General features: G+C 57.1%; 2 protein-coding genes and 1 pseudogene. 1 reads left to right on the top strand and 2 read right to left on the bottom strand.

Features of this window, described 5'->3' with window-relative positions; genetic code table 11:
* Positions 1-19 precede the first annotated feature (19 nt).
* Both ACLM45_RS10515 and ACLM45_RS10520 read right to left on the bottom strand, forming a co-directional pair.
* On the bottom strand, positions 20-21,856 hold the full coding sequence (locus ACLM45_RS10515) for an Ig-like domain-containing protein (RefSeq protein ID WP_415409201.1): 21,837 nt from the start codon (positions 21,854-21,856) through the stop codon (positions 20-22).
* A 17-nt stretch (positions 21,857-21,873) separates the two neighbouring features.
* Entirely contained in the window at positions 21,874-22,299 is a 426-nt protein-coding gene (locus tag ACLM45_RS10520) for a hypothetical protein (RefSeq protein WP_415409203.1), read from the bottom strand.
* Between the two features lie 474 nt (positions 22,300-22,773).
* On the opposite strand from ACLM45_RS10520, the pseudogene ACLM45_RS10525 reads away from it, so the two are divergent.
* Positions 22,774-23,055: pseudogene (locus ACLM45_RS10525) on the top strand (ACT domain-containing protein); the annotation flags it as partial.
* Positions 23,056-23,077 lie beyond the last annotated feature (22 nt).

Below are 23,077 nucleotides of genomic sequence, written 5' to 3' on the forward strand. Positions count from 1 at the left end.
CCGTTGTGGTTTGTCTGAATCAGAGGATCAAAGAGTTGTCGGGTAAGTCAGTGATTCCTTTGAGGTTGATTTGAAAGTCAGCAAAGAGGTCGTCGTCAATATTGAGTCTGAGGACAGCGTTGTTAAACCTTGCCTGGCCAATGTCTGAGAAGCGATCGGATCCAATGAAGACAAAGGCTTGATCACCGTTCGTGTTTGGATCGGCATCAATACGTGAGAGGTCGATGGTGTCGTCTGCTGTGAAATCAGTGATCTGATCTCTTGTTGCATTGGTTATGCCGGAGTCATTGATGGATTGAAAGAGAAAAGTATCGGCATCGCTGCCGCCGGTGAGTTTGTCTTTGTCTTCTTTGCCGATGAGTGTGTCGTTGCCGCCTTTGCCGTTGAGGCGATTTTTACCTGAATTGCCTTCAATTCTGTTGTCCAGGTCATTGCCAGTGCCATTGAGATTGGCAGTGCCAGTGAGGATCAGGTTTGCAAGACCGTCTGGAAGGGTCAGGCTTTCGGAGGACCTGATCGTTGAGGTGATGAGATCGTTGGTATCGATGATGAGATCGGCATTGTCACTGAGGGAACCCTGAGTTCCGGGCTGAGGGAGTGAAAGGATTGCTGGATTGCCGTTGGCATCGGTGATGGATCCGCCGTTGAGTTCGAGTGCTGTTGAGGACAGTTGTGCCAGGTCAGCGGAGGAATCACCGTCTTGAACGGTGTATTGGAAGGAGAGGGTGTTGGTGCCTGAGCCGGAGATGAAGACCGCTTTGCGATCGATGTTGCCGGTTTCGAGTTGGAGAGTGGGAGTGCCGCCAGTGGTGTCAACGACAACGGGTTTTGAGAAGCCGATGGTGAGGTTGATGACAGCACCGATGGTGTAGATGCCATTGATGGCGGAAGTGTTCACGCCAGGAGCAGCCCCCGTGTTGCGGAAGAAGATGGTGTCACCGGCGGCATTGCCAATGAAGAGATCAGGGTCGCTGTCGTTATCAGGATCAGCAAAGGCCGGGCTTGCGTTGAAGCCCACATCAGTGATTCCAAAGGGATTGGGTACACCATTGGCACCGCGTTCTTGGTTGTAAACAGGATCACTGCTGCCTGGAGCGGCGTTGTTGTCAAAGAAGACGGTGTTGCCGTCTCGATTGCCGATGAAGAGATCAAGATCGCCGTCGCCATCAATGTCGGTGAAGGCGGGGGCGGCGGAGAGGCCCACATCGTTGATTCCAAAGGGATTGGTGGCGGCTGGTGCGTAGGCGGGAGAGGTGGAGCCTGCAGCAGCGGTGTTGCGGAAGAAGAGCGTGTTGCCGCGTAGGTTGCCGATGAAGAGATCGAGATCGCCGTCGTTATCGGTATCTGTAAAGGAGGGCTTGGCGAAACGGCCCACGTCGGTGATTCCGAAGGGATTGGGTTCACCGTTGGCCCCGCGTTCTTGGCTGTAGGCGGGAGCGGTGGAGCCTGGAGCGGCGTTGTTGCGGAAGAAGAGGGTGTTGCCGGCTCGATTGCCGATGAAGAGATCAAGGTCACCGTCGTCATCAATGTCGGTGAGAGTTGGGCTGGCGGCGCGGCCTACATCGGTAATCCCGAAAGGATTGGTGACAGCTGGTGCGTAGGCGGGAGCGGTGGAGCCTGAAGCGGCGGTGTTGCGGAAGAAGAGGGTGTTGCCAGCTCGATTGGCGATGAAGAGATCAAGATCATCGTCGCCATCAATGTCGGCAAAGGTGGGTTTGGCGGAGAGGCCGACATCGGAAATTCCGAAAGGATTGCTGGCTTCTAAAACGTATGTGCGGGTGTCCGTGCTGACGGTGGGCTTGATGCCGTCGATCACCAGATCGGCATTGCTGCTGAGAGAGCCTGCTGCGCCTGGGTTAGGGAGATTGAGGATGGCGTTGTTACCTGCGGCATCCTGAATGGTTCCGCCGTTGAGCTCGAGTGCTGTTGAGGAAAGCTGATCGAGATCAGCGGAGGAATCACCGTCTTGAACGATGTATTGGAAGGTGAGGGTGTTGGTGCCTGAACCGGAGGTGAAGATCGCTTTGCCATCGATGGTTCCGGTTTCGAGTTGAAGTGCGGGAGTGCCTGTGACGAAGACGATCTCATCAAAGGACACGGTGAGGTTGATGACGGAGCCAATGCCGTAGGTGCCGTCAGGAGTGGTGGAGTCGACGCGAGTGACGGAGGGAGATGCGGTGTCTTTGGTTGTGGAATCAGTCGCTTGTGTTGCTGAATTACCGGCTAAGTCGCTGACATCGGCGCTGATGTTGAGGGTGCCGTCAGCGAGGGAAGAGAGATCGAGGCCAGAGACGGAATAGCTGTTGCTGTTGACGGTGGCTGATGTGTTGACTGTGTTGGATCCATCGGTAATGGAGATGGAAACGGTCTGGCCGTTTTCTGCGCCGGTGGTGGAGCCAGAGATGGTGACGGAGGAATCTTCTGCTGCGTTGAGGATGCTGTCGCCGCCGTCATCGATGGCAACGGAAATGGTGGGGATGGTGGTCTTGATGACCAGGTTTTTATTGGCGCTGAGAGAGCCTGCTGCGCCTGGGTTAGGGAGATTGAGGATGGCGTTGTTACCTGCGGCATCGTTGATGGATCCGCCGTTGAGCTCGAGTGCTGTTGAGGAAAGCTGATCGAGATCAGCGGAGGAATCACCGTTTTGAACGATGTATTGGAAGGTGAGGGTGTTGGTGCCTGAACCGGAGGTGAAGATCGCTTTGCGATCGATGGTTCCGGTTTCGAGCTGGAGAGTGGGAGTGCCCGTGACAAAGACGACCTCATCGAAGGACACGGTGAGGTTGATGACGTCGCCAGCAACACAGATGCCGTCGGCGGTGGTGGAGTCGACGCGAGTGATGGTGGTTGAGATTGTTGGTCTGACGGTGTTGATGGAGAGAGTGAGAGAGTTGTTGGTGTTATCGCCGTTGTTATTGGTGTTTCCAGCAGAATTGGAGAAAGTGCCTGAGGCGACGGAGATGATTGCGTCGGAGGTGCTGTTGGCGTCAGGAGTGAATGTGGCGGTGTAGCTGGAGCCGGATCCAGAGAAGTTGGAGAGTGTGCCTCCGGAGACGGTGATATCGGCTTCTGAGAAATCGGAAGAGGGTTCTGAAAGAGTGAAGATGAGAGTGGCGGTATCGCCTGCTTGAAGGGAGGAGCGATCGGAGGTCAGAGTGATTGTTGGTCTGACGGTGTTGATGGAGAGAGTGAGTGTGTTGTTTGTGTTCTCGCCGTCGTTATTGGTGTTGCCAGCTGAATTGGAGAAAGTGCCTGAGGCCACGGAGATGACAGCGTCAGCGGTGCTGTTGGCGTTGGCAGTGAAGGTGGCGGTGTAGCTGGATCCAGAGCCTGAGAAGTTGGAGAGTGTGCCTCCGGAGACGGAGATATCGGCTTCTGAGAAATCGGAAGAGGGTTCTGAAAGCGTGAAGGTGAGAGTGGCGGTATCGCCTGCTTGAAGGGAGGAGCGATCGGAGGTCAGAGTGATTGTTGGTCTGACGGTGTTGATGGAGAGGGTGAGTGTGTTGTTGGTGTTGTCGCCGTCGTTGTTGGTGTTGCCAGCTGAATTGGAGAAAGTGCCTGAGGCCACGGAGATGACAGCGTCGGAGGTGCTGTTGGCGTCAGCAGTGAAGGTGGCTGTGTAGCTGGAGCCAGAGCCTGAGAAGTTGGAGAGTGTGCCTCCGGAGATGGTGATATCGGCTTCTGAGAAATCGGAAGAGGGTTCTGAAAGCGTGAAGGTGAGAGTGGCGGTATCGCCTGCTTGAAGGGAGGAGCGATCGGAGGTCAGAGTGATTGTTGGTCTGACGGTGTTGATGGAGAGGGTGAGTGTGTTGTTGGTGTCGTCGCCGTCGTTGTTGAAGATTCCATTGCTTGAGAAAGCGTTGCTGCCAACTTCAATGACGCCATCGATGGTGCTGTTGGTGTCAGGAGTGAATGTGGCGGTGTAGCTGGAGCCGGATCCAGAGAAGTTGGAGAGTGTGCCTCCGGAGACAGAGATATCGGATTGCAGGAAATCAGATGAGGGTTCTGAGAGCGTGAAGGTGAGCGTGGTGGTATCGCCTGCTTTGAGAGAGGAGAGCGTGGAGGTCAGAGCAATGATGGGTCTGACGGTGTTGATGGAGAGAGTGAGAGAGTTGTTGGTGTTATCGCCGTTGTTATTGGTGTTTCCAGCAGAATTGGAGAAAGTGCCTGAGGCGACGGAGATGATTGCGTCGGAGGTGCTGTTGGCGTCAGGAGTGAATGTGGCGGTGTAGCTGGAGCCGGATCCAGAGAAGTTGGAGAGTGTGCCTCCGGAGACGGTGATATCGGCTTCTGAGAAATCGGAAGAGGGTTCTGAAAGAGTGAAGGTGAGCGTGGTGGTATCGCCTGCTTTGAGAGAGGAGAGCGTGGAGGTCAGAGCAATGATGGGTCTGACGGTGTTGATGGAGAGAGTGAGTGTGTTGTTGGTGTCGTCGCCGTCGTTGTTGGTGTTGCCGGCTGAATTGGAGAAAGTGCCTGAGGCGACGGAGATGACTGCGTTGGAGGTGCTGTTGGCGTCAGGAGTGAATGTGGCGGTGTAGCTGGAGCTGGATCCAGAGAAGTTGGAGAGTGTGCCTCCGGAGACGGTGATATCAGCTTCTGAGAAATCGGAAGAGGATTCTGTAAGAGTGAAGGTGAGCGTGGTGGTATCGCCTGCTTTGAGAGAGGAGAGCGTGGAGGTCAGAGCAATGACGGGTCTGACGGTGTTGATGGAGAGAGTGAGTGTGTTGTTGGTGTTATCGCCGTCGTTGTTGAAGATTCCATTGCTTGAGAATGCGTTGCTGCCAACTTCAATGACGCCATCGATGGTGCTGTTGGCATTAGGAGTGAAGGTGGCGGTGTAGATGGAGCCAGAGCCAGAGAAGTTGGAGAGTGTGCCTCCGGAGATGGTGATATCGGATTCGGTGAAGTCTGAGGAATCGTCTGAAAGAACAAAAGTTAGTGATGCGGTTTTACCGATATTGAGTGATGAGGTGCTGGATATAATGCCAATTGTTGGAAAGCCGTTTTCATCGCTGAGTCCAACAATGCCAGGAGACTGTCGACTGGTGAGAATATCTGCAGGGAACCCGGTCAGGGTCGTGATTGCAGCGGCGTTAATGACAACAGTGGTTTTTCTGTCGAGCGTGTTGAGAGCTGCTGCAGCGACGGAGGCATCGGCGATGGTGATGGAATAGGCATTGCCATCTCCGTTGAGGCCTGTGAGTGTGGCGAGATCGCCCTCAGCGATGGTGGCGGTGACGATGCCGGATGTTTCAGCAGCGAGGTCATTGGCCTGAGCAGTGGTGGCGGTACCGCTGTCGACGGTGATGGCCTCGCTGCCTAAGCCGGTGATGCCGTCTGACGTGACAGCCTCAATGAGCTCCGCGGCTGTACCTGTGAGTGTGGTGACGGCGGAGGCATCGATGGTTCCTGTGGTGTTGCCATCTAGGGTGTTGAGGACTGAAGCCGTGAGAGAGGTGTCAGTGAGAGTGATGTCCTGATCACTGAGATTGCTGATGCTGCCTGAGTCGAAGGCAGTGTTGAGATCGACGGCTGCACCAGTGAGTGTGGTGACGGCAGCGGCGTCGATGGCAACAGTGGTTTTGCCATCGAGCGTGTTGAGGGCTGCGGCATCAACGGAGGCATCGTCGATGGTGATGGAATAGGCATTGCCTGTTCCGGTGAGGCCTGCGAGTGTGGCGAGATCACCCTCAGCGATGGTGGCGGTGACGATGCCGGATGTTTCATCAGCGAGGGCATTGGCCTGAGCAGTGGTGGCGGTACCGCTGTCGACGGTGATGGCCTCGTCGCCTAAGCCGGTGATGCCGTTGGCTGTAACAGCCTCGATGAGGTCCGTGGCGGAACCCGTGAGTGCGGTGATGGAGGAGGCATCGATGGTTCCTGTGGTGTTGCCGTTGAGGGCGTTGAGGACTGAAGCAGTGAGGGTGGTGTCTGAGAGGGTGACGTTCTCATTGCCGAGGCCTGAGATTTCGGTAGAGGTGAAGGCAGTGTTGAGCTCTGTGGCTGTACCAGTGAGTGTGTTGAGGGTGCTGGCATCGATGCTTCCTGTGGTTTTGTCGTCGAGGGTGTTGAGGACAGCGGCATCGAGGGTGGTGTCAGAGAGGGTGGCTTCTTCGTTATTCAGGCCTGAGAATTTGTTCGAGTTGTAAACAGCGATTAGATCAGCAGCCGTACCGGCGAGAGAAGAAATGGAGCTGGCATCGATGGTGCCTGACGTTTTACCCTCGAGGCTGTTGAGAACCGTTGCGGCGAGCGTGATGTCGGAGAGGGTGACGTTCTCGTCGCCAAGGCCAGAGATATTGTTTGTTGATGCGTAGACGGTATTGAGCTCTGCGGCAGCGCCTATGAATGTTGTGATGGAGTTGGCATTGATGCTTCCTGTGGTGTTGCCGTTGAGGGCGTTGAGGACTGAAGCCGTGAGGGAGGTGTCAGTGAGAGTGACGTCCTGATCACCGAGATTGCTGATGCCGCCTGAGTCGAAGGCGGCGTTGAGATCGACGGCTGCACCAGTGAGTGTGTTGAGGGTGCTGGCATCGATGGTTCCTGTGGTGTTGCCATCGAGGGCGTTGAGGACTGAAGCCGTGAGAGAGGTGTCAGTGAGAGTGACGTCCTGATCACCGAGATTGCTGATGCCGCCTGAGTCGAAGGCGGTGTTGAGATCTACGGCTGTACCAGTGAGTGTGGTGAGGGTGCTGGCATCGATGACTTGGCTGTTCGCTGAATCAATTGCAATTAAATCGGAAGCATTGATATTCGAGGCTGTAAAGATAATTTCTTCGTCGCCAAGCCCATTGATCCCGCCTGCTGTGTATGCAGTGGCGATATCTTCGGCTGTACCCTCAATTTGAATTATATTTTGGCCATTAATATCATTGATTGTTTTGTTGTTGATTGCATTGAGAATTGCTGCATTGACCGCTGCATCAGAGATTGTGATGGCGTAGGCATTGCCGGTTCCGGTGAGACCAGAGAGTGTGGCGAGATCGCCCTCAGCGATGGTGGCGGTCACGATGCCGGATGTTTCATCAGCGAGGGCATTGGCCTGAGCAGTGGTGGCGGTACCGCTGTCGACGGTGATGGCCTCGTCGCCTAAGCCTGTGATGCCGTTGGCTGTAACAGCCTCGATGAGGTCCGTGGCGGAACCAGTGAGTGCGGTGATGGAGGAGGCATCGATGCTTCCTGTGGTGTTGCCGTTGAGGGCGTTGAGGGCTGAAGCAGTGAGGGAGATGTCGGAGAGGATGACGTCCTGATCACGAAGACCCGAGATGCCCGGTGAGGTGAATGCCGTGTTGATCTCTGTGGATGTGCCGGAAAGGGTGATGGTGACGGAGGCATCGATAACAACGGTTGTTTTTTCGTCGAGCGTGTTGAGGGCTGCTGCATCAACGGAGGCATCGACGATGGTGATGGAATAGGCATTGCCATCTCCGTTGAGTGCGGCGAGTGTGGCGAGATCGCCCTCAGCGATGGTGGCGGTGACGATGCCGGATGTGGCAGCAGCGAGGTCATTGGCCTGAGCAGTGGTGGCGGTACCGCTGTCGACGGTGATGGCCTCGTCGCCTAAGCCTGTGATGCCGTTGGAGGTGACAGCCTCGATGAGGTCCGTGGCGGAACCAGTGAGTGCGGTGATGGAGGAGGCATCGATGGTTCCTGTGGTGTTGCCGTTGAGGGCGTTGAGGACTGAAGCCGTGAGGGAGGTGTCAGCGAGGATGATGTCCTGATCACGAAGCCCCGAGATGCCCGGTGATGCGAATGCCGAGTGGATCTCTGCGGCTAAGCCGGTGAGTGTGGCGATGGAGGAGGCATCAATCGTCCCTGTGGTGTTGCCATCGAGGATGTTGAGGATGGCAGCGTCGAGGGTGGTGTCGGAGAGGATGATGTCCTCATTCCCTAGGCCGGTAATGCCAACTGGAATGAGTGAGTTGTTGAGAGCTGCTCCGTCTATGGGTGTAGTACTGAGCCCGGCTGCTGCGTAAGCGTCGTTGAGGTCTGCCGCAGCGCCGGTGAGCGTGGTGATTGCGGAAGCATCAATCGTTCCCGAAGTTTTATCACCAAGGGTGTTGAGAATAGAGACGTCGAGTGTGGTGTCAGAAAGCGTGACGTCTTCGTTGCCGAGGCCTGTGATCTCGGTAGAGGAGAAGGCAGTGTTGAGCTCTGTGGCTGTGCCAGTCAGTGTGGTCAGGCTGGAGCTGTCGATGTTTCCTGAGGTGTTTCTATCGAGAGCATTCAGTGTTGATGCGGAGAGTGACGTGTCTGTGAGAGTTGCGGGTTCATCGCCAAGGCCGGAGATTCCATCGGATTCGTAGACAGTATTGAGGTCTGTAGCAGAACCTGTTAAAGCTTCAATGCCAATGGCATTGATGACACGGCTGTTCGCCGCGTCAATTGCAGCCAAGCTATCTGCGTTGATATTCGAGAATGTGAAAATAATTTCTTCATCGCCAAGTCCGTCAATTCCGCCCTCTGTGTATGTTGCGGCGATGTCTTCGACTGCACCTGAGATCTGAATTATGTTTCCCCCATTGATATTGGTGATTGTTTTGATATTTAATGCATTTAATTCAGCTGCGTTTACCAGCGTATTGGTGATGGTGAGGGCATAGGCATTGCCGGTTCCGTTGAGTGCGGCGAGTGTGGCGAGATCGCCCTCAGCGATGGTGGCGGTGACGATGCCGGATGTTTCATCAGCAAGGGTGTTGGCCTGAGAAATGGAGGCGGTGCCGCTGTTGACGGTGATGGCTTCATTCCCGAGGCCAGTGATGCCGCTGGCTGTTACAGCCTCGATGAGGTCCGTGGCTGTACCGGAGAGTGTGGTGATGGAGGAGGCATCGATACTTCCTGTGGTGTTGCCGTTGAGGGCGTTGAGGACTGAAGCAGTGAGAGAGGTGTCAGTGAGAGTGACGTCCTGATCACTGAGATTGCTGATGCCGCCTGAGTCGAAGGCGGTGTTGAGATCTACAGCTGCGCCGGAGAGTGTGTTGAGGGTGCTGGCATCGATGCTTCCTGTGGTGTTGTTATCGAGGGCGTTGAGGACTGAAGCCGTGAGAGAGGTGTCAGTGAGAGTGACGTCCTGATCACTGAGATTGCTAATGCCGCCTGAGTCGAAGGCGGTGTTGAGATCGACGGCTGCACCAGTGAGTGTGGTGACGGCAGCGGCGTTGATGGCAACAGTGGTTTTTGCGTCGAGCGTGTTGAGGGCTGCGGCATCAACGGAGGCATCGTCGATGGTGATGGAATAGGCATTGCCGGTTCCGGTGAGGCCTGAGAGTGTGGCGAGATCACCCTCAGCGATGGTGGCGGTGACGATGCCGGATGTTTCATCAGCGAGGTCATTGGCCTGAGCAGTGGTGGCGGTACCGCTGTCGACGGTGATGGCCTCGTCGCCTAAGCCTGTGATGCCGTTGGAGGTGACAGCCTCGATGAGGTCCGTGGCGGAACCAGTGAGTGCGGTGATGGAGGAGGCATCGATGGTTCCTGTGGTGTTGCCGTTGAGGGCGTTGAGGACTGAAGCCGTGAGGGAGGTGTCAGTGAGAGTGACGTCCTGATCACTGAGATTGCTGATGCCGCCTGAGTCGAAGGCGGTGTTGAGATCGACGGCTGCACCGGAGAGTGCGGTGATGGAGGAGGCATCGATGCTTCCTGTGGTGTTGTTATCGAGGGCGTTGAGGACTGAAGCAGTGAGAGAGGTGTCAGTGAGAGTGACGTCCTCGTCGCCGAGATTGCTGATGCCGCCTGAGTCGAAGGCGGTGTTGAGATCGACGGCTGCACCGGTGAGTGTGGTGATGGCAGCGGCGTTGATGGCAACAGTGGTTTTGCCATCGAGCGTGTTGAGTGCTGCTGCATCAACGGCGGCATCGTCGATGGTGATGGAATAAGCATTGCCGGTTCCGGTGAGACCGGCGAGTGTGGTGAGATCGCCCTCAGCGATGGTGGCGGTGACGATGCCGGATGTTTCATCAGCGAGGGCATTGGCCTGAGCAGTGGTGGCGGTACCGCTGTCGACGGTGATGGCCTCGTCGCCTAAGCCTGTGATGCCGTTGGAGGTGACAGCCTCAATGAGGTCCGTGGCGGAACCAGTGAGTGTGGTGACGGCAGCGGCGTCGATGGCAACAGTGGTTTTTGCGTCGAGCGTGTTGAGGGCTGCTGCATCAACGGAGGCATCGTCGATGGTGATGGAATAGGCATTGCCGGTTCCGGTGAGGCCTGCGAGTGTGGCGAGATCACCCTCAGCGATGGTGGCGGTGACGATGCCGGATGTTTCATCAGCGAGGGCATTGGCCTGAGCAGTAGTGGCGGTACCGCTGTCGACGGTGATGGCCTCGTCGCCTAAGCCGGTGATGCCGTCTGACGTGACAGCCTCAATGAGCTCCGCGGCTGTATCTGTGAGTGTGGTGACGGCGGAGGCATCGATGGTTCCTGTGGTGTTGCCGTTGAGGGCGTTGAGGACTGAAGCCGTGAGGGAGGTGTCAGTGAGAGTGACGTCCTGATCACCGAGATTGCTGATGCCGCCTGAGTCGAAGGCGGCGTTGAGATCGACGGCTGCACCAGTGAGTGTGTTGAGGGTGCTGGCATCGATGGTTCCTGTGGTGTTGCCATCGAGGGCGTTGAGGACTGAAGCCGTGAGGGAGGTGTCAGTGAGAGTGATGTCCTGATCACCGAGATTGCTGATGCCGCCTGAGTCGAAGGCGGTGTTGAGATCGACGGCTGCACCAGTGAGTGCGGTGATGGATGAGGCATCGATGCTTCCTTTGGTGTTGCCATCGAGGGCGTTGAGGACTGAAGCAGTGAGTGAGGTGTCAGTGAGAGTGATGTCCTGATCACTGAGATTGCTGATGCCGCCTGAGTCGAAGGCGGTGTTGAGATCGACGGCTGCACCAGTGAGTGCGGTGATGGATGAGGCATCGATGCTTCCTGTGGTGTTGCCGTTGAGGGCGTTGAGGACTGAAGCGGTGAGGGAGGTGTCAGTGAGAGTGACGTCCTCGTCACCGAGATTGCTGATGCCGCCTGAGTCGAAGGCGGTGTTGAGATCGACGGCTGCACCAGTGAGTGTGTTGATGGAGGAGGCATCGATGCTTCCTGTGGTGTTGCCGTTGAGGGCGTTGAGGACTGAAGCCGTGAGGGAGGTGTCAGTGAGAGTGACGTCCTGATCACTGAGATTGCTGATGCCGCCTGAGTCGAAGGCGGTGTTGAGATCGACGGCTGCACCGGAGAGTGCGGTGATGGAGGAGGCATCGATGCTTCCTGTGGTGTTGTTATCGAGGGCGTTGAGGACTGAAGCCGTGAGAGAGGTGTCAGTGAGAGTGACGTCCTGATCACCGAGATTGCTGATGCCGCCTGAGTCGAAGGCGGCGTTGAGATCGACGGCTGCACCAGTGAGTGTGTTGAGGGTGCTGGCATCGATGGTTCCTGTGGTGTTGCCATCGAGGGCGTTGAGGACTGAAGCAGTGAGAGAGGTGTCAGTGAGAGTGACGTCCTGATCACTGAGATTGCTGATGCCGCCTGAGTCGAAGGCGGCGTTGAGATCTACGGCTGCACCAGTGAGTGTGTTGATGGAGGAGGCATCGATGCTTCCTGTGGTGTTGCCGTTGAGGGCGTTGAGGACTGAAGCCGTGAGGGAGGTGTCAGTGAGAGTGACGTCCTGATCACCGAGATTGCTGATGCCGCCTGAGTCGAAGGCGGCGTTGAGATCGACGGCTGCACCAGTGAGTGTGTTGAGGGTGCTGGCATCGATGGTTCCTGTGGTGTTGCCATCGAGGGCGTTGAGGACTGAAGCAGTGAGAGAGGTGTCAGTGAGAGTGACGTCCTGATCACTGAGATTGCTGATGCCGCCTGAGTCGAAGGCGGTGTTGAGATCGACGGCTGCACCAGTGAGTGCGGTGATGGATGAGGCATCGATGCTTCCTGTGGTGTTGCCGTTGAGGGCGTTGAGGACTGAAGCCGTGAGGGAGGTGTCAGTGAGAGTGACGTCCTGATCACTGAGATTGCTAATGCCGCCTGAGTCGAAGGCGGTGTTGAGATCGACGGCTGCACCAGTGAGTGTGGTGACGGCAGCGGCATCGATGACAACAGTGGTTTTTCTGTCGAGCGTGTTGAGAGCTGCTGCAGCGACGGAGGCATCGGCGATGGTGATGGAATAGGCATTGCCATCTCCGTTGAGGCCTGTGAGTGTGGCGAGATCGCCCTCAGCGATGGTGGCGGTGACGATGCCGGATGTTTCATCAGCGAGGTCATTGGCCTGAGCAGTGGTGGCGGTACCGCTGTCGACGGTGATGGCCTCGTCGCCTAAGCCGGTGATGCCGTCTGACGTGACAGCCTCAATGAGCTCCGCGGCTGTACCTGTGAGTGTGGTGACGGCGGAGGCATCGATGGTTCCTGTGGTGTTGCCATCGAGGGCGTTGAGGACTGAAGCCGTGAGGGAGGTGTCAGTGAGAGTGACGTCCTGATCACTGAGATTGCTGATGCCGCCTGAGTCGAAGGCGGTGTTGAGATCGACGGCTGCACCAGTGAGTGCGGTGATGGATGAGGCATCGATGCTTCCTGTGGTGTTGCCATCGAGGGCGTTGAGGACTGAAGCAGTGAGTGAGGTGTCAGTGAGAGTGACGTCCTGATCACTGAGATTGCTGATGCCGCCTGAGTCGAAGGCGGTGTTGAGATCGACGGCTGCACCAGTGAGTGCGGTGATGGATGAGGCATCGATGCTTCCTGTGGTGTTGCCGTTGAGGGCGTTGAGGACTGAAGCGGTGAGGGAGGTGTCAGTGAGAGTGACGTCCTGATCACCGAGATTGCTGATGCCGCCTGAGTCGAAGGCGGTGTTGAGATCGACGGCTGCGCCAGTGAGTGTGTTGATGGAGGAGGCATCGATGCTTCCTGTGGTGTTGCCGTTGAGGGCGTTGAGGACTGAAGCCGTGAGGGAGGTGTCAGTGAGAGTGACGTCCTGATCACCGAGATTGCTGATGCCGCCTGAGTCGAAGGCGGTGTTGAGATCGACGGCTGCACCGGAGAGTGCGGTGATGGAGGAGGCATCGATGCTTCCTGTGGTGTTGTTATCGAGGGCGTTGAGGACTGAAGCCGTGAGGGAGGTGTCAGTGAGAGTGACGTCCTGATCACCGAGATTGCTGATGCCGCCTGAGTCGAAGGCGGTGTTGAGATCGACGGCTGCACCGGAGAGTGCGGTGATGGAGGAGGCATCGATGCTTCCTGTGGTGTTGTTATCGAGGGCGTTGAGGACTGAAGCCGTGAGGGAGGTGTCAGTGAGAGTGACGTCCTGATCACCGAGATTGCTGATGCCGCCTGAGTCGAAGGCGGCGTTGAGATCGACGGCTGCACCAGTGAGTGTGGTTATGGCAGCGGCGTTGATGGCAACAGTGGTTTTGCCATCGAGCGTGTTGAGTGCTGCAGCATCAACAGATGTATCGCTGATTGTGACACTTAGGCTGTTTCCGCTCTCGCTAATGCCTGCTAATGTAGATAAATCTCCGTCCGAAATTGTGGCGGTAAGGATTCGGTTGTTGGCCGTAATTAGCGAAGATAGTGTATTGGCTTCTGCAACGGTAATTGATCCGCTGACGTCGAAATTGACGTTTCCGCCTAGCCCTGAAATCGAGCCGGCTGTTTCGGCTGCGTATGCGGAATTGATGTCCGCATTGCTTCCCGTGAGTGTTCTTATGTTTTGTGCATTAACTGTGGTCGTTGTGATTCCATCAATGGTCAGTATGTCTGAAGCGCTGACGGTTCTTTCTCGAATGCGAATTGAATAAGCATTTCCTGTTCCTTCTATGGTCAGAGCATTGGAAACGTTGAGATTGCCCGTCCCATCCGAGTTCGTGATTGTTGCGGTGATTATTCCCGACGTGAAGCTGTTCAGTGTGTTTGCTTCTGAAGCGCGAATTCTGTTATCGACAGTGATTGCTTCGTCGCCTAAGCCTGTGATGCCGCCTGAGTCGAAGGCAGTGTTGAGATCTACGGCTGCACCGGAGAGCGTGTTGACGGTGTTGGCGTTGATGGTGCCGGATGTGTTGTTATCGAGGGCGTTGAGGACTGAAGCCGTGAGAGAGGTGTCAGTGAGAGTGACGTCCTGATCACTGAGATTGCTAATGCCGCCTGAGTCGAAGGCGGTGTTGAGATCGACGGCTGCACCAGTGAGTGTGGTGACGGCAGCGGCGTTGATGGCAACAGTGGTTTTTGCGTCGAGCGTGTTGAGGGCTGCGGCATCAACGGAGGCATCGTCGATGGTGATGGAATAGGCATTGCCGGTTCCGGTGAGGCCTGAGAGTGTGGCGAGATCACCCTCAGCGATGGTGGCGGTGACGATGCCGGATGTTTCAGCAGCGAGGTCATTGGCCTGAGCAGTGGTGGCGGTACCGCTGTCGACGGTGATGGCCTCGTCGCCTAAGCCTGTGATGCCGTTGGAGGTGACAGCCTCGATGAGGTCCGTGGCGGAACCAGTGAGTGCGGTGATGGAGGAGGCATCGATGCTTCCTGTGGTGTTGCCGTTGAGGGCGTTGAGGACTGAAGCAGTGAGGGAGGTGTCAGAGAGAGTGACGTCCTGATCACCGAGATTGCTAATGCCGCCTGAGTCGAAGGCGGTGTTGAGATCGACGGCTGCACCAGTGAGTGTGTTGATGGAGGAGGCATCGATGGTTCCTGTGGTGTTGCCGTTGAGGGCGTTGAGGACTGAAGCAGTGAGGGAGGTGTCAGTGAGAGTGACGTCCTGATCACTGAGATTGCTGATGCCGCCTGAGTTGAAGGCGGTGTTGAGATCGACGGCTGCACCGGAGAGTGCGGTGATGGAGGAGGCATCGATGCTTCCTGTGGTGTTGTTATCGAGGGCGTTGAGGACTGAAGCCGTGAGTGAGGTGTCAGTGAGAGTGACGTCCTGATCACCGAGATTGCTGATGCCGCCTGAGTCGAAGGCGGCGTTGAGATCGGCGGCTGCACCAGTGAGTGTGGTTATGGCAGCGGCGTTGATGGCAACAGTGGTTTTGCCGTCGAGCGTGTTGAGGGCTGCGGCATCAACGGCGGCATCGTCGATGGTGATGGAATAGGCATTGCCGGTTCCGTTGAGTGCGGCGAGTGTGGCGAGATCGCCCTCAGCGATGGTGGCGGTGACGATGCCGGATGTTTCATCAGCGAGGGCATTGGCCTGAGCAGTGGTGGCGGTACCGATGTCGACGGTGATATTTATATCGTCGAGATTGCTGATACCAGAGGAGTCGAAGGCAGTGTTGAGTTCTGAGGCCTCACCAGTGAGTGTGGTGATGGAGCCGGCATCGATGATTCCTGTGGTTTTGTCATCGAGCGTGTTGAGGACAGCGGCGTTGAGGGAGGTGTCGGAGAGAGTGACGGCCTCGTTGCCGAGGCCTGTGATGCCTGCTGAGGAGAAGGCATTGTCGAGATCTATGGCTGCGCCGGCGAGTGTGGTGACGGCAGCGGCATCGATGGCAACAGTGGTTTTTGCGTCGAGCGTGTTGAGTGCTGCGGCATCAACGGCGGCATCGTCGATGGTGATGGAATAGGCATTGCCGGTTCCGTTGAGTGCGGCGAGTGTGGTGAGATCGCCCTCAGCGATGGCGGCGGTGACGATGCCGGATGTTTCATCAGCGAGGGCATTGGCCTGAGCAGTGGTGGCGGTGCCGCTGTCGACGGTGATGGCCTCGTCGCCTAAGCCTGTGATGCCGTTGGAGGTGACAGCCTCGATTAGGTCTGTGGCTAAACCAGTGAGTGTGGTGACGGCAGCGGCGTCGATGGCAACAGTGGTTTTTCCATCGAGCGTGTTGAGTGCTGCTGCATCAACGGCGGCATCGTCGATGGTGATGGAATAGGCATTGCCATCTCCGTTGAGGCCTGTGAGTGTGGCGAGATCGCCCTCAGCGATGGTGGCGGTGACGATGCCGGATGTTTCAGCAGCGAGGTCATTGGCCTGAGCAGTGGTGGCGGTACCGCTGTCGACGGTGATGGCTTCGTCGCCTAAGCCTGTGATGCCGTTGGCTGTAACAGCCTTGATGAGCTCCGCGGCTGTACCGGAGAGTGCGGTGATGGAGGAGGCATCGATGCTTCCTGTGGTGTTGTTATCGAGGGCGTTGAGGACTGAAGCAGTGAGAGAGGTGTCAGTGAGAGTGACGTCCTGATCACTGAGATTGCTGATGCCGCCTGAGTCGAAGGCGGTGTTGAGATCGACGGCTGCACCAGTGAGTGCGGTGATGGATGAGGCATCGATGCTTCCTGTGGTGTTGCCGTTGAGGGCGTTGAGGACTGAAGCCGTGAGGGAGGTGTCAGTGAGAGTGACGTCCTGATCACCGAGATTGCTGATGCCGCCTGAGTCGAAGGCGGCGTTGAGATCGACGGCTGCACCAGTGAGTGTGTTGAGGGTGCTGGCATCGATGGTTCCTGTGGTGTTGCCATCGAGGGCGTTGAGGACTGAAGCCGTGAGAGAGGTGTCAGTGAGAGTGACGTCCTGATCACTGAGATTGCTAATGCCGCCTGAGTCGAAGGCGGTGTTGAGATCGACGGCTGCACCAGTGAGTGTGGTGACGGCAGCGGCGTTGATGGCAACAGTGGTTTTTGCGTCGAGCGTGTTGAGGGCTGCGGCATCAACGGAGGCATCGTCGATGGTGATGGAATAGGCATTGCCGGTTCCGGTGAGGCCTGAGAGTGTGGCGAGATCACCCTCAGCGATGGTGGCGGTGACGATGCCGGATGTTTCAGCAGCGAGGTCATTGGCCTGAGCAGTGGTGGCGGTACCGCTGTCGACGGTGATGGCCTCGTCGCCTAAGCCTGTGATGCCGTTGGCTGTAACAGCCTCGATGAGGTCCGTGGCGGAACCAGTGAGTGTGTTGAGGGTGTTGGCGTTGATGGTGCCGGATGTGTTGTCATCGAGGACGTTGAGGACTGAAGCAGTGAGTGAGGTGTCAGAGAGAGTGACGTCCTGATCACCGAGATTGCTAATGCCGCCTGAGTCGAAGGCGGTGTTGAGATCGACTGCTGCACCAGTGAGTGTGGTGACGGCAGCGGCGTTGATGGCAACAGTGGTTTTTGCGTCGAGCGTGTTGAGGGCTGCGGCATCAACGGAGGCATCGTCGATGGTGATGGAATAGGCATTGCCGGTTCCGTTGAGTGCGGCGAGTGTGGCGAGATCGCCCTCAGCGATGGTGGCGGTGACGATGCCGGATGTTTCATCAGCGAGGGCATTGGCCTGAGCAGTGGTGGCGGTACCGCTGTCGACGGTGATGGCCTCGTCGCCTAAGCCTGTGATGCCGCTGGCTGTAACAGCCTCGATGAGCTCCGCGGCTGTACCTGTGAGTGTGGTGATGGAGGAGGCATCGATGCTTCCTGTGGTGTTGCCGTTGAGGGCGTTGAGGACTGAAGCCGTGAGGGAGGTGTCAGTGAGAGTGACGTCCTGATCACCGAGATTGCTGATGCCGCCTGAGTCGAAGGCGGCGTTGAGATCTACGGCTGCACCAGTGAGTGTGTTGAGGGTGCTGGCATCGATGCTTCCTGTGGTGTTGCCATCGAGGGCGTTGAGGACTGAAGCCGTGAGAGAGGTGTCAGTGAGAGTGACGTCCTGATCACTGAGATTGCTGATGCCGCCTGAGTCGAAGGCGGTGTTGAGATCGACGGCTGCACCAGTGAGTGTGTTGATGGAGGAGGCATCGATGCTTCCTGTGGTGTTGCCGTTGAGGGCGTTGAGGACTGAAGCAGTGAGGGAGGTGTCAGAGAGAGTGACGTCCTGATCACCGAGATTGCTAATGCCGCCTGAGTCGAAGGCGGTGTTGAGATCGACGGCTGCACCAGTGAGTGTGGTGACGGCAGCGGCATCGATGGTTCCTGTGGTGTTGCCGTTGAGGGCGTTGAGGACTGAAGCCGTGAGAGAGGTGTCAGTGAGAGTGACGTCCTGATCACTGAGATTGCTGATGCCGCCTGAGTCGAAGGCGGTGTTGAGATCGACGGCTGCACCAGTGAGTGTGGTGACGGCAGCGGCGTCGATGGCAACAGTGGTTTTTCCATCGAGCGTGTTGAGTGCTGCTGCATCAACGGAGGCATCGTCGATGGTGATGGAATAGGCATTGCCGGTTCCGTTGAGTGCGGCGAGTGTGGCGAGATCGCCCTCAGCGATGGTGGCGGTGACGATGCCGGATGTGGCAGCAGCGAGGTCATTGGCCTGAGCAGTGGTGGCGGTACCGCTGTCGACGGTGATGGCCTCGTCGCCTAAGCCTGTGATGCCGTTGGAGGTGACAGCCTCGATGAGGTCCGTGGCGGAACCAGTGAGTGCGGTGATGGAGGAGGCATCGATGGTTCCTGTGGTGTTGCCGTTGAGGGCGTTGAGGACTGAAGCGGTGAGGGAGGTGTCAGTGAGAGTGACGTCCTGATCACCGAGATTGCTGATGCCGCCTGAGTCGAAGGCGGTGTTGAGATCGACGGCTGCACCAGTGAGTGTGGTGACGGCAGCGGCGTTGATGGCAACAGTGGTTTTTGCGTCGAGCGTGTTGAGGGCTGCGGCATCAACGGAGGCATCGTCGATGGTGATGGAATAGGCATTGCCGGTTCCGGTGAGGCCTGCGAGTGTGGCGAGATCACCCTCAGCGATGGTGGCGGTGACGATGCCGGATGTTTCAGCAGCGAGGTCATTGGCCTGAGCAGTGGTGGCGGTACCGCTGTCGACGGTGATGGCCTCGTCGCCTAAGCCTGTGATGCCGTTGGCTGTAACAGCCTCGATGAGGTCCGTGGCGGAACCAGTGAGTGTGGTGACGGCAGCGGCGTCGATGGCAACAGTGGTTTTTGCGTCGAGCGTGTTGAGTGCTGCGGCATCAACGGAGGCACCGTCGATGGTGATGGAATAGGCATTGCCGGTTCCGGTGAGGCCTGAGAGTGTGGCGAGATCACCCTCAGCGATGGTGGCGGTGACGATGCCGGATGTTTCAGCAGCGAGGTCATTGGCCTGAGCAGTAGTGGCGGTACCGCTGTCGACGGTGATGGCCTCGTCGCCTAAGCCTGTGATGCCGTTGGCTGTAACAGCCTCGATGAGGTCCGTGGCGGAACCAGTGAGTGTGTTGAGGGTGTTGGCGTTGATGGTGCCGGATGTGTTGTCATCGAGGACGTTGAGGACTGAAGCAGTGAGTGAGGTGTCAGAGAGAGTGACGTCCTGATCACCGAGATTGCTAATGCCGCCTGAGTCGAAGGCGGTGTTGAGATCGACGGCTGCACCAGTGAGTGTGGTGACGGCAGCGGCGTTGATGGCAACAGTGGTTTTTGCGTCGAGCGTGTTGAGGGCTGCGGCATCAACGGAGGCATCGTCGATGGTGATGGAATAGGCATTGCCGGTTCCGGTGAGGCCTGAGAGTGTGGCGAGATCACCCTCAGCGATGGTGGCGGTGACGATGCCGGATGTTTCATCAGCGAGGTCATTGGCCTGAGCAGTGGTGGCGGTACCGCTGTCGACGGTGATGGCCTCGTCGCCTAAGCCTGTGATGCCGTTGGAGGTGACAGCCTCGATGAGGTCCGTGGCGGAACCAGTGAGTGCGGTGATGGAGGAGGCATCGATGGTTCCTGTGGTGTTGCCGTTGAGGGCGTTGAGGACTGAAGCCGTGAGGGAGGTGTCAGTGAGAGTGACGTCCTGATCACTGAGATTGCTGATGCCGCCTGAGTCGAAGGCGGCGTTGAGATCTACGGCTGCACCAGTGAGTGTGTTGAGGGTGCTGGCATCGATGCTTCCTGTGGTGTTGCCATCGAGGGCGTTGAGGACTGAAGCCGTGAGAGAGGTGTCAGTGAGAGTGACGTCCTGATCACTGAGATTGCTGATGCCGCCTGAGTCGAAGGCGGTGTTGAGATCGACGGCTGCACCAGTGAGTGTGTTGATGGAGGAGGCATCGATGCTTCCTGTGGTGTTGCCGTTGAGGGCGTTGAGGACTGAAGCCGTGAGGGAGGTGTCAGTGAGAGTGACGTCCTGATCACTGAGATTGCTGATGCCGCCTGAGTCGAAGGCGGTGTTGAGATCGACGGCTGCACCAGTGAGTGTGGTGACGGCAGCGGCATCGATGGTTCCTGTGGTGTTGCCGTTGAGGGCGTTGAGGACTGAAGCCGTGAGAGAGGTGTCAGTGAGAGTGACGTCCTGATCACTGAGATTGCTGATGCCGCCTGAGTCGAAGGCGGTGTTGAGATCGACGGCTGCACCAGTGAGTGTGGTGACGGCAGCGGCGTTGATGGCAACAGTGGTTTTTGCGTCGAGCGTGTTGAGGGCTGCGGCATCAACGGAGGCATCGTCGATGGTGATGGAATAGGCATTGCCGGTTCCGTTGAGTGCGGCGAGTGTGGCGAGATCGCCCTCAGCGATGGTGGCGGTGACGATGCCGGATGTTTCATCAGCGAGGGCATTGGCCTGAGCAGTGGTGGCGGTGCCGCTGTCGACGGTGATGGCCTCGTCGCCTAAGCCTGTGATGCCGCTGGCTGTAACAGCCTCGATGAGCTCCGCGGCTGTACCTGTGAGTGTGGTGATGGAGGAGGCATCGATGCTTCCTGTGGTGTTGCCGTTGAGGGCGTTGAGGACTGAAGCCGTGAGGGAGGTGTCAGTGAGAGTGACGTCCTGATCACCGAGATTGCTGATGCCGCCTGAGTCGAAGGCGGTGTTGAGATCGACGGCTGCACCAGTGAGTGTGGTGACGGCAGCGGCATCGATGCTTCCTGTGGTGTTGCCGTTGAGGGCGTTGAGGACTGAAGCGGTGAGGGAGGTGTCAGTGAGAGTGACGTCCTCGTCACCGAGATTGCTGATGCCGCCTGAGTCGAAGGCGGTGTTGAGATTTACGGCTGCACCAGTGAGTGTGTTGAGGGTGCTGGCATCGATGCTTCCTGTGGTGTTGTCATCGAGGGCGTTGAGGACTGAAGCAGTGAGGGAGGTGTCAGAGAGAGTGACGTCCTGATCACCGAGATTGCTAATGCCGCCTGAGTCGAAGGCGGTGTTGAGATCGACGGCTGCACCAGTGAGTGTGGTGACGGCAGCGGCGTTGATGGCAACAGTGGTTTTTGCGTCGAGCGTGTTGAGGGCTGCGGCATCAACGGAGGCATCGTCGATGGTGATGGAATAGGCATTGCCGGTTCCGTTGAGTGCGGCGAGTGTGGCGAGATCGCCCTCAGCGATGGTGGAGGTGACGATGCCGGATGTGGCAGCAGCGAGGTCATTGGCCTGAGCAGTGGTGGCGGTACCGCTGTCGACGGTGATGGCCTCGTCGCCTAAGCCTGTGATGCCGTTGGAGGTGACAGCCTCAATGAGGTCCGTGGCGGAACCAGTGAGTGCGGTGATGGAGGAGGCATCGATGCTTCCTGTGGTGTTGCCGTTGAGGGCGTTGAGGACTGAAGCGGTGAGGGAGGTGTCAGTGAGAGTGACGTCCTGATCACCGAGATTGCTGATGCCGCCTGAGTCGAAGGCGGTGTTGAGATCGACGGCTGCACCAGTGAGTGCGGTGATGGATGAGGCATCGATGCTTCCTGTGGTGTTGCCGTTGAGGGCGTTGAGGACTGAAGCAGTGAGAGAGGTGTCAGTGAGAGTGATGTCCTGATCACCGAGATTGCTGATGCCGCCTGAGTCGAAGGCGGTGTTGAGATTTACGGCTGCACCAGTGAGTGTGTTGAGGGTGTTGGCGTTGATGGTGCCGGATGTGTTGTTATCGAGAGTGTTGAGCCCCGTAACATCAACCGAGGTGTCTGAAATGGTGATGTCTTCATCACCCAGACCGGTTATTCCCGATAGGTCATAGATCGAATTAATATCGAAAAGTGACCCGGTGATGCGGGTTACAAAAGTTGCATCAAATGTTCCGCCGTTTAGAAGTCGGGTGTTGATTAAATTGGCGGCTGTAATCGTTGACATTTTGGTAAATATTGCTGCTAATTTGTTTGCCTGGCTGCTCTATTATTGGTTGCTGCAGATATGAAGCCGACGATTATTCTGCTCAGGATTGCAGTGAGGATGGTGGAATAGGGGCTGCTGGATTCAAAGGAATTGGAAAGTGTGCCGTCAGATGCTTTGTGGCCTTCAGCAGCGAAGTTGATTGATGATCCTGAGTGGAAGAAGCTGAGCGTTGTGGTTTCGCCAGCTGTTAGGGAAGCGGCATCGTCTGCCAGGGCGAGTCGGCTGCGGGAGGAGGCCGTATCCCACTGGATTTGCTTGTGACCTGAGCTGGAGCCAGTGCCCTGATTGTTGATTGCACCTGTGGCAACCGTGGTATCGAAGATGGTGAGGCCGACTGGTCGCAAGAAGTCGTTGTCGACAGCTTTCCCATCGACGTCAGGACCAAGCTGAGTCATCGACATCGCTGAACCTCCTCAGGGCGTGCAATGCGTTGTTCGCTAGGTATTTGTGCTTGGTAGGAGCCAGCTACCATCCAGTTCTCAGAAAATTCTCACCAATTTTCAAGGTTTTTCAGTTGCGGTTAGCCCCCGTGTGCGCCCGATAGTGCACGATTTGTGCTCGCTCGGTACGCGAATCTGCTTTGGCTGGCGTGAGTGCAGGCTGCATCGCGGCCTGTATTTCGCTTTTGAAGCCGTTTTTTTGGGAAGCTCCCCGAATTGGTTGCGGTCAATGCGCACTCCGTCTAGGTAGGTGCATGGACCCTTGCAGCTGTGTGGGCGTCACCCCGAAATGCTCTTGGCAGCTCTTGAACAATGACCTTCGCGATTCAGACAGCTCAGTGCTGAGCTCGTCGGCGGGGACTGTTTTCATCGGGCGCCTGGCGCACCAATGGAGCATGTCGATGGCGGCTTCATGGCGAGGTTCGCGCTTGGCGACCGGTGCGTTGGAATCCAGCCAATGCCCGCAATGGACAGCGCTTCCCGGTGCAGTTGCGCATCGAGGTGATCGACCGAGTGGGCATCCTCAAGGACATCCTGATGCGTCTTTCGGATGGATCGATCAACGTCAGTGATGCGCGTGTGAAAACGACCTATGGCAAACCAGCCCGGATCGATTTGCGCGTGGAGCTGGCTGGGGCCGACCTGTTGCAGCGCACCATGGATCAGATCCGTTCGATGGCGGATGTGCTCGATATCGCGCGAACGGGTCAGGGGTGATTCGCAGCTTTGAAGGTTGCGC

It is taken from the genome of Synechococcus sp. A10-1-5-9, assembly GCF_047716785.1.
Classification (GTDB): Bacteria; Cyanobacteriota; Cyanobacteriia; order PCC-6307; family Cyanobiaceae; genus Synechococcus_C.

Bases quoted from the DNA above. Each gene is read 5' to 3' on its own strand.
- ACLM45_RS10515 (WP_415409201.1), bottom strand. From the start codon at position 21,856: ATGTCAACGATTACAGCCGCCAATTTAATCAACACCCGACTTCTAAAC.
- ACLM45_RS10520 (WP_415409203.1), bottom strand. From the start codon at position 22,299: ATGTCGATGACTCAGCTTGGTCCTGACGTCGATGGGAAAGCTGTCGAC.